1 protein-coding gene and 1 pseudogene are annotated in these 2,216 nt (G+C 67.2%); one reads left to right on the plus strand and one right to left on the minus strand.

Annotation, left to right across the window (positions count from 1 at the left end):
- Nucleotides 1-164 precede the first annotated feature (164 nt).
- Nucleotides 165-1,499, minus strand: a complete 1,335-nt coding sequence (gene ltrA / locus VQ02_RS14520) for a group II intron reverse transcriptase/maturase (protein ID WP_083469215.1) — start codon at nucleotides 1,497-1,499, stop codon at nucleotides 165-167.
- A 479-nt stretch (nucleotides 1,500-1,978) separates the two neighbouring features.
- On the opposite strand from ltrA, the pseudogene VQ02_RS14525 reads away from it, so the two are divergent.
- Nucleotides 1,979-2,182: pseudogene (locus VQ02_RS14525) on the plus strand (IS66 family transposase); the annotation flags it as partial.
- Nucleotides 2,183-2,216 lie beyond the last annotated feature (34 nt).

Below are 2,216 nucleotides of genomic sequence, written 5' to 3' on the forward strand. Positions count from 1 at the left end.
GTAGAGTCGGCGACTGGCGCGGTGGCCGTAGGCTGCGAGGCAGGGGTGTTATCCGGCAGCTTTCGCCCATGCCGGTGTCGCAGTTCGCGCCATAGCTCCGTTTCCAGTCGCCGCTCATCAAACCGGGCGTGCGGATTTCCCGCACCCGGCTTTCACTCGGTTCCTCAAGCCTTCGCCCTCGGCAGGTCGGCGCGACGAGCGGGGATGCGGAACAGCCCGAGCGTGTCGTGCAGGTAATCCTGCGAGATCCGCCCGAAGCCGCGCCCGCGGCGCCCCGTTCGCCTCATCAACCAGTGTCGCAGCCGGCGATCGACATAGCGGCGGATCAGGTCGTAGACGGCCATCACCGGCCCCTGGTCGAAATACCCGCACCATCCGCGCAGCAGGCGGTTGATGGAGGCAACCTTCGCCTTTGGGGCATCCCCATGCCATCGCGGCGTCGTGCTGTCGTGGATCCGGCGAAGCAGACCCTTCACGGCTTTCCGCGATGGGAGCGTGCCGATGAAGGCCCGCCCATCCCGGCCGTAGAACCGCCCAAGCGTGTACCCGAGGAACGTGACGGCGTCCTCCGGCAGTCGGGCGATCCGGGTCTTGGCCTCGTTCACCTCCAGCCCGAGCCGCGTCATCAGCCGCCGCATCCGCGTCATCGCCTCTCCGGCCTGGCCGGGTCGGCAGCAGATCACGAAGTCGTCGGCGTAGTTGACGATGTGGGCGTCGAGTTGGTCTTGGTGCCCGTGGTCGCGCCAGGCCAGGGCGAAGCGGCGGAAGTAGAGGTTCGCCAGCAGGGGGCTCAGGGGCGAGCCTTGCGGAGTTCCCTTCTTCGTCCGCCGCGCCTCGGCCGAGCGGATCACCCGGCGGTCAGTCCGTTCCACCACCGTCACTGTCAACCAGCTCTTGACGAGGCGGAGCAGCCGCCCGTCGGCGATCCGGCGGATCAGGCAGCGCATCAGGGGACCGTGCGGGATCGACGTGAAGTAGTCGCGCAAATCGACGTCGACCACCTCGCGGTGCCCCCGGTCCCTGACGTGCCAGAACATCCGCCGCACGGCCATCTTGGCGTCCAATCCGGGACGGAAACCGTACTGGTTGTCCAGCAGGTCCGCCTCGAAGATGGGGCCGATCACCAGCACCACCGCCATCATGACCGTGCGGTCACGGATGGTGGGGATGCCGAGAGGTCGGCGTCCGCCGTGGCTCTTCGGGATCCACACTCTCAGCAGGGGCTGCGGGCGGTATGAACCGCTCTTGAGCTCCTGTCCGAGCATTTCCAGCCAGCGATCCAGGCCCTCGGCTTCGATCGTGTCGAACGTCACGCCATCGATGCCTGGTGCGCCGTCGTTGGCCCGACAGCGGCGATAGGCTTCCTCGATGATGTCCGCCCGACAGATCTTGTCCCAGAGGGCGTAGAACCGGAAGGCCGGTTCAGCCTTAGCTTTCGCCTGCAGCGAGGTCTGGAGCTTCTGAACGGTGTGAGTCGGTGTTGCTAGACGTGATGTCAATCGCCGCGCTCTCCGCTCGCATTCCCGCTGAACCGAGTCAGGGCTCCTTCCCTCCGCCGGCGTTACCCGGCCTCGACGGTACTACGAGCCCATCCGCCATCTGCCACGGCCGACGCTGGCCCTCACGGGTTCGTCGTTGGATGCGGGCTTGGCCCTCTCCACCGCGGCAGACTTCCCTTGTTGCGCACCATCCATGTCCCGCACGTGCCGGCACCCTTACCCCGGTGGAACCGCAGGGTGCGTGTCTCGCTCGCTACCCCCGCGACATCGGCCTTCCCCGTTATTGGGGCGGGTCGGCTTCCACATCTGCAGCTTTCGAGGCCTGCTCGGTGTTCACTCACGTTCCGGCCCGTGCGGACCGCTGACCCCCTGAAGGGGCCGTGTCTCGGGGTGCTTCAGGCCATTCGTCGCCTCCTGACCCGCCCCGAGTGCTTCCGGCTGGAGCGAGAGTTTGCCGGCCCGGATTTCCACCGGGGAGGATGGTGCACCTTGGACAAGGCACACCCAACAACGCCTGCGAGCGCGACCTGCGGCCGGCGGTGGTCCAGCGCAAGGTGACGAACGGCTATCGGGCGATGTGGGCGGCCAAGGGCGAGGCAGACGTGCGCACCGTCGTCGCCACTGCCGCGCTCAAGACCAAGGCCACGCCCTTCGCCACCCTGCTCACCACCATCACCGCCTGATCACCCCCCACCATCCCGAACAGGACAGGACGAG

The sequence above is a fragment of the Methylobacterium variabile genome (genome assembly GCF_001043975.1).
Taxonomy (GTDB): Bacteria; Pseudomonadota; Alphaproteobacteria; order Rhizobiales; family Beijerinckiaceae; genus Methylobacterium; species Methylobacterium variabile.